Origin of the sequence: Streptomyces sp. 13-12-16 (assembly GCF_002114215.1) — a bacterium.
In the GTDB taxonomy this organism is placed as follows: domain Bacteria; phylum Actinomycetota; class Actinomycetes; order Streptomycetales; family Streptomycetaceae; genus Streptomyces.
The window spans coordinates 1-6,956 of the sequence record NZ_NCTE01000532.1; the positions used below are offsets into that span (position 1 = coordinate 1).

Genomic DNA, 6,956 nt, shown 5'->3' on the forward strand with positions numbered 1-6,956 from the left:
GCTGGGAACGCTCGCACCTGGTGCAGGCCGCCGCACTGGCCCTGGAGGCCGCCGGACACCGCCCGGCCGGCGCGGACGCCGGGGACGGCGGCTACCGGGTGCGGGAGACCCCGCAGCCGGAGGCGGTCGCCGTGCACGAGCCGGACGGTGAGGCGCTGCGGGCCTGCGCGGCCACCCTGGAGGGGGCCGGCTGGCAGGTCGGGGAGTACACGGAGCCGAGGACGCGGACGCGCTATCTGCTGGCCTCTCCGCGCCGGGTGTGAGGGACATGCCAGGATCGGTGGCTCGGGCAACCGACCGATCAGGCGCGAGAAGGACAGACACGATGAGCGAGCCGTTTTCCGTCCGGGTGACCGTGCGCGGGTACGAGACCGACGTGCAGGGCCACCTCAACCAGGCCGTGTACCTCAACTACGCGGAGCACGCGCGCTGGTCGCTGCTCCAGGAGGCCGGGATCACCCAGTCCGGACTCATCTCCCAGGGCGTGGGACCGGTCGCCCTGGAGACCACCATCCGCTACAAGCGGGAGCTGCTCGCCGGTGACGAGGCCGACGTGAGCTGCGTCTTCACCTGGGGCGGCGGCAAGGTCTTCACCATCGAACAGACGATCACCAAGGCCGACGGCACCGTGGCGGCCGAGATCACGGCGGTGGGCGGTCTGCTGGACCTCAAGCGGCGCAAGCTCGTACCGGACCCCCAGGACGTCTTCCGGGACCTCGCGAAGGACCCGGCCCTGTTCGGGCTGTAGGGCGGCGGGGCACGATCCGCGGCCGGGCTCCGGGGAACCGGAGCCCGGTTCTGTTTTCATCCGATGAAAGTTTCCTCCATTCGGCTCCCAAGTTTCCTGGCCATCCGCTCCTACAGTGGACCAGACCACCAGAGGGACAAGAAGACTCTTTACACGCTGTGAATCTACGTGCGTAACTAATGACGCGCGCACGTCAATAAGTACGGAACTGCCCAGGTGGCAGCGGCCGACGTCACCTCCTTCTCATCCCCACATGTGTCAGGAGGCAAGTCCCATGCAGGTTCTCCCCCACGTCTCCCGCCTCGGAAGACGGACGGCCACCGCACTCGGTGTCCTCGGTGCCGCCCTGGCGCTCACGGCCACGTCCGTCGGCGGCGCGAGCGCCGCACCGCGGCCCGACGACCCGCGCCCCCTCCACGTCAAGCCCGGCCAGGCCTACATGGGCGTGGGCGCCCGCATCCACGAGGGCGTCCCCGCCGAGGAGCCGCCGCGGGGCCTGCTGGCCCCCACCGGCGGCGTGCAGGGCATCGACGTCTCGCACTGGCAGGGCGCCATCAACTGGACCTCGGTGCGCAACGCGGGCATCCAGTTCGCCTGGATGAAGGCGACCGAGGGCACCGGTTACAAGGACCCCCGCTTCAACACCAACTACCCCGCCGCGCACGCCGCGGGCGTGATCCGCGGCGCGTACCACTTCGCGCTCCCCAACGCCTCCAACGGGTCCACCCAGGCGGCCTACTTCGCCACCAACGGCGGCGGCTGGTCGCGCGACAACCTCACCCTGCCCGGCGTCCTGGACATCGAGCACAACCCGTACGGGGCCATGTGCTACGGCCTGTCCACCACGCAGATGCGCACCTGGATCAACGACTTCTACACCACGTACAAGGCGCGCACGAGCCGCGACGTCGTCATCTACACGACGGCGAGCTGGTGGAACACCTGCACCGGCAACTGGACCGGCATGTCGTCCAAGAGCCCGCTGTGGGTGGCGCACTGGACCTCGGCGTCGTCACCGACCATCCCCAGCGGGTTCCCCACCTGGACGGTGTGGCAGTACACCAGCACCGGTTCGGTCTCCGGCGTCTCGGGCAGCGTGGACCGCAACCAGTTCAACGGCTCCCGCGACCGGCTGCTGGCGCTCGCCAACAACACCTGACGCGCGATCACGCGGTGGAGCCGGCGGCCGTCCGTCGCCGGCTCCACCGCCTCCCCCCACCCCGCCTCCGTCCCCGAGGAGTGCCCGTGCATCCCGAGAACGCCCTCCGGCGCCGTCTCCTGCTCTCCGGTGCGGCCGGGCTGGCCGCCACCACCGCCCTGCCGGGCACCGCACACGCACGCGACGCCGACGCCATAGAGCCGGACATCGACTCCACCGCGGCCTGGGGCGCCCGTCCCCCGCGGGGAACCATCGGCCTCCTGCAGTACCGGCCGAGCAGGATCGTCATCCACCACACGGTGAGCGCCAACACCTCCGACCTCTCCCGCGCCCAGGCGCACGCACACGCCCACTGGGTGCAGGACCTGCACCTGGACAAGAACGGCTGGGTCGACACCGGCTACCACTTCCTGGTCAGCCGGGGCGGCTGGATCACCGAGGGCAGGCACGGCAGCCTCCAGGCGCTCACCGGAGGCCGGAACTTCGTGCTCGGCTCCCACACCTCCGGGCAGAACGACCAGGCCGTCGGCATCGCGTGCGAGGGCGCGTACCACGCGGGCGCGGTACCGCCCGGCGCGCAGTGGGACGTCCTGGTGGTCCTGTGCGCGTACGTGTGCGCGCGGTACGGCATCCCCTCCGCACGCCTCCACGGCCACAAGGACTACGGCGGGACCCTCTGCCCGGGGGTGTACCACGACATGCTGCCCCGGCTGCGGGAGGAAGTGGCGGCGGCCGGGGCGGCGTAGCGTGCGGCCGGGGGCGGTGGCCGGGACGGACTCTACGGTGTGGCCGGGGCCTTCACGCCCGTGAGTTCCCCGCCCGCCTCCATCGGGTGGGTGACGTCGGCGGCCTCGCGGCTGCCGTCGCCGAGGTGGTTGAAGACGAAGTTCAGCAGGACCGCCACCACACAGCCCGTGGAGATGCCCGAGTCGAGGATGATCCGGGCCGTCTCCGGGGCGGAGTGGTAGAACTCCGGCGCGCTGACGGGGATGATGCCCACGGCCAGCGAGACGGCCACGATCAGGACGTTGTTGTCCTTCTCCAGGCCGGCCCGGACCAGGGTCTGGATGCCGCTCGCCGCGACCGAGCCGAACAGGACCACGCCCGCGCCGCCGAGCACCGGGCGCGGTACGACGGCGATCAGCGAGGCGGCCATCGGGCACAGCCCCATCAGCACGAGGAAGCCCCCGCCGGTGGCGACGACGTACCGGCTGCGGATCCGCGTCATCGCGACCAGGCCGATGTTCTGGGCGAAGGCGCTGCACATGAAGCCGTTGAACAGCGGGCTGAGGGCGGAGCCGAGGGTGTCGGCACGCAGGCCGGCCGCGATGGTCCTCTCGTCGGCCGGGCGGCCGACTATCTCGCCCAGCGCCAGCATGTCGGCGGTCGACTCGGTCATCGACACCACCATCACCACGCACAGCGAGACGATCGCGGCGAGCTGGAACTGCGGTGCGCCGAAGTGGAACGGGGTCGGGAAACCGACGACGTCCGCGCCCGCCACCGGGGAGAAGTCGGTGACCCCGAACGGGATCGCGAGGAGGGTGCCGGCCACCAGGCCGAGGAGGACGGCGATCTGCTTGACGAAGCCGCGGGTGAAGCGGCGCAGGAGGAGGACGACCACGAGGGTGGCGGCGGCCAGGCCCAGGTTGGTCGCCGAGCCGTAGTCGTCCGCCGTGGGACTGGGGCCCTGCGCCCAGCCGAAGGCGACCGGCAGCAGCGAGACGCCTATGAGCGTGATGACCGTGCCGGTGACGACCGGCGGGAAGAAGCGGACCGCCTTGCTGAAGAACGGTGCCGCGAGGAAGCCGAGGAGGCCGGCGACGATCACCGCGCCGAAGATGACCGGCAGGGCGTCGTTCCTGTCGTCGGTGGAGACGACGATCGCGGTCATCGGGGCGACGCCGGCGAAGGTGACGCCGTTGACGAAGGGCAGCCGGGCGCCGATCCGCCAGACGCCGAGGGTCTGCAGGAGGGTGGCGAGGCCCGCGGTGAACAGGCAGGCGCCGGTGAGGAAGGTGAGTTCGGTGCCGGTGAGACCGATGGCCGCGCCGACGATCAGGGGTGGGGCGACGACTCCCGCGTACATGGCGGCCACGTGCTGCAGGCCGGTCGTCGCCATCTTGAGTGGGGGGAGTTTCTCGTCAACGGGGTGGTCGGCCACTGCGGCTCTCCTCCGGTCGGGTACGCGTCGGCTCTGACGCGGGTGTCAAGGAGGTGGTGCGGGTGGTCGGTCGTGCGGGACCGGGGACGGGGGCCGTCTCCGGGACGTACGCGCCCCGGAGACGGCCGTCGCGGACCCCGATGGGCGTCCGCGGGCACCGGCCGGGAGCCGTCCCTCCCGGCCGGAGACTTCGACGGGGCTCAGTCCCGCGCGGCGATCCGCGCCAGCCGCTGGGCCTCCGTACGGGTGGAACGGGCGATCTCGTCCTCGTCGGCCGTGAGCAGGCGGCCGTCCTCCACGATCTGCCGGCCGTGCACGAAGGACGCGGTGACCGGGGCCGCCGCGCCGAGGACCAGCGCGGTCACCGGGTCGGCGATGGAGGCGTGCGCGAGGGTGTCCATCCGCCACAGCACCAGGTCGGCGAGCTTGCCCGGCTCCAGGGAGCCGATCTCCCCCGCGCGGCCCAGCACCCGGGCTCCGCCGTACGTGCCGAGCCGCAGCGCCTGCCGGGCGTTCAGGGCGGCCTCGCGGTGGGCGCCGAGGCGGTTGACGAGGAGGGCGTTGCGCAGTTCGGTGTGGAGTTCGCCGGACTCGTTGGAGGCGGTGCCGTCCACGCCCAGGCCGACCGGGACGCCGGCCGCGAGCATGTCGGGGACGCGGGCGATGCCGGCCGCGAGACGGGCGTTGGACGACGGGCAGTGGGCGACGCCCGTCCCCGTACGGGCGAAGGCGGCGATGTCGGAGTCGTTCATGTGGACGCAGTGCGCCATCCAGACGTCCTCGCCGAGCCAGCCGGTGGACTCGAAGTAGTCGGTCGGGCCCATGCCGAACAGCTCGTGGCAGAACTTCTCCTCCTCGACGGTCTCCGAGCCGTGCGTGTGCAGGCGCACGCCGAGCCGCCTGGCCAACGCGGCGCCCTCCCGCATCAGTTCGGTGGAGACGGAGAAGGGGGAGCAGGGGGCGACGGCGACCTGGGTCATGGCGCCCGCGGAGGCGTCGTGGTGCCGTCGTACCGTTTCTTCGGTGGCGGCGAGCGCGTCGTCGAGGGTCTCGACGGCGAAGTCCGGGGGCAGTCCGCCGTCCTTCTCGCCGCGGTCCATGGAGCCGCGGGCGAGGGTGAAGCGCACGCCCATGTCACGGGCGGCCCCGATGATGGCGCCGGACAGGTCGCCGGTGCCCCGCGGGAAGACGTAGTGGTGGTCCATGGCGGTGGTGACGCCGCCGCGGGCCATCATCGCGAGCGAGCCCCGGGCCGCCGCACGCACCATCGGCTCGTCGATGCGCGCCCAGGTCGGGTACAGGGCGACCAGCCAGTCGAAGAGGTTGTGGTCGGTGGCCAGGCCCCGGGTGATCCACTGGTAGAAGTGGTGGTGGGTGTTGACCAGGCCGGGGGTCGCGAGGTGTCCGGTGGCGTCGATCCGCCGCACGACGTTCTCCAGGCCCGCGGGGGCCGTGCCCGTGCCGAGCGACTCGATGCGGTCGCCGGCGAGGACGAGGTGGCCGGAGGCGTACTCGGTGTCCTCCGCGTCGACGGTCGCGATCGCGCAGTTCTCGATGACGGTGCGCCGGTGGTCTGCTGCCATGGTTCGTCCTTTTCGGGTACGTGGAGAGGGCACGGCAGGACCCTGGAGGTTTGAGTGCCGCGGCCGGCCGGCGGACCGTCCGGCCGCGGGTGCCGAAAGGGGTTCGCGGGCCTACAGGTTGGTGAGGTCCACCGGTATCCGCGCCTCGCAGCCGTCCCGCAGGACGGTGGCCTCGATCAGGCCGTAGGGGCGGTCGGCGGCGAAGTACACCTCGTTGTCGTTCTTGAGGCCGAACGGCTCCATGTCCACCAGGAAGTGGTGGCTGTTGGGGAGGGAGAAGCGGACCTCGTCGATCTCGTCGCGGTGGTCGATGATCCGCGCGCCCATCTGGTACATCGTCTGCTGCAGGGACAGGGAGTAGGTCTCGGCGAAGGCCTGGAGCATGTGCTTCCTGGTCTCCTCGTACGACGTCTCCCAGTCGGGCATCTCCTGCTCGTCGTCGGTCCAGTTGAACCGCCAGCGGCCGGACACCGAGGTGGCGAGGATACGGTCGTAGGCCTCCTTGAGCGTCGTGTACCTGTCCTTGACGTAGCCCCAGAACTCGGAGGCGGTGGAGTTCAGCACCGTCAGGTCCTTCAGACCGGAGACGACCTCCCACTTCTCCCCGTCGAAGGTGATCTGGGCGAGCCTGGTCTCCCGGCCCTCGCGGACGAAGGAGTGCCTGCCCTCGCCGGCCGCCTCGATCCGCTCCCAGGAGTACTCCTCGATGCGGATGCGCGCCCGGTGTATGGGTTCCTGCGAGGTGACGAAGTGGCGGGCGAGGTGGACGCCGAACTGCTCGGCGGACTCGATGCCGTGCTCCTTGGCGAACGCGTACACCGTGTTCTTGGTGGTGTCGGTCGGCAGGACGTTGGCGTTGGAGCCCGAGTAGTGGACCTCGTCCATGTCGCCGGACAGGGCGACGGAGACGTTCAGGTCCTTGATGTGGTGGGTGGTGCCGTCCCGCGTGATCCTGACGACTCGGTTCTCTGCTTTGCCGTACTGGTTCTGGCCCAGAATCGTAGGCATGTGTCTGCTAGCTCCCTCGGTAAACGGAGTAGCCGAACGGGTTGAGCAGCAGCGGTACGTGGTAGTGCTCGCCCGGTACGACGGCGAACGTGACCGCCACCTCCGGGAAGAACACTCCGGTGCCGCCGTCCCGATGCGCGGGGGCGTCCTGCTGTGCCTCGGCTTGGTTCCTCGCTGACGGTTCGAAGTACGCCTCGACCTCGAAGTCGAGCCGTACGTGGGTGGTTCCCTCCGGCAGGGCCGGCAGGTCCTTGCACCGCCCGTCCGCGTCGGTCGCGGAGCCGCCGAGCGCCC

The 6,956-nt window shown here is 71.0% G+C and carries 7 protein-coding genes and 1 pseudogene; 4 read left to right on the top strand and 4 right to left on the bottom strand.

Translation table 11 applies throughout. The features are described from left to right. The 4 genes and pseudogenes from B7767_RS21470 to B7767_RS21485 all read left to right on the top strand — a co-directional run. Positions 1–263 (top strand): annotated as a pseudogene (locus tag B7767_RS21470) (hypothetical protein); the annotation flags it as partial. Between the two features lie 62 nt (positions 264–325). Further along, on the top strand, positions 326–748 hold the full coding sequence (locus tag B7767_RS21475) for a thioesterase family protein (protein ID WP_085573638.1): 423 nt from the start codon (positions 326–328) through the stop codon (positions 746–748). Between the two features lie 274 nt (positions 749–1,022). After that, positions 1,023–1,907, top strand: a complete 885-nt coding sequence (locus B7767_RS21480) for a GH25 family lysozyme (protein ID WP_085573639.1) — start codon at positions 1,023–1,025, stop codon at positions 1,905–1,907. An 86-nt stretch (positions 1,908–1,993) separates the two neighbouring features. After that, positions 1,994–2,653 (top strand): peptidoglycan recognition family protein, encoded by a 660-nt coding sequence (locus B7767_RS21485; RefSeq protein WP_085573640.1) that lies wholly within the window; start codon positions 1,994–1,996, stop codon positions 2,651–2,653. 32 nt (positions 2,654–2,685) lie between these two features. Here the strand turns inward: B7767_RS21485 and B7767_RS21490 are convergent, their stop codons facing one another. The 4 genes from B7767_RS21490 to B7767_RS21505 all read right to left on the bottom strand — a co-directional run. After that, the gene (locus B7767_RS21490) at positions 2,686–4,071 is read right to left on the bottom strand and encodes a nucleobase:cation symporter-2 family protein (protein WP_085573641.1); all 1,386 of its coding nucleotides are present in this window, start codon (positions 4,069–4,071) and stop codon (positions 2,686–2,688) included. 200 nt (positions 4,072–4,271) lie between these two features. Beyond that, entirely contained in the window at positions 4,272–5,654 is a 1,383-nt protein-coding gene (locus B7767_RS21495) for an 8-oxoguanine deaminase (RefSeq protein ID WP_085573642.1), read from the bottom strand. Between the two features lie 111 nt (positions 5,655–5,765). Then, the gene (pucL, locus tag B7767_RS21500; RefSeq protein WP_085573643.1) at positions 5,766–6,662 is read right to left on the bottom strand and encodes a factor-independent urate hydroxylase; all 897 of its coding nucleotides are present in this window, start codon (positions 6,660–6,662) and stop codon (positions 5,766–5,768) included. Positions 6,663–6,669: 7 nt separating this feature from the next. Next, positions 6,670–6,956 (bottom strand): hydroxyisourate hydrolase (locus B7767_RS21505; protein ID WP_143652574.1); only part of this gene is annotated, 287 nt, incomplete at its 5' end.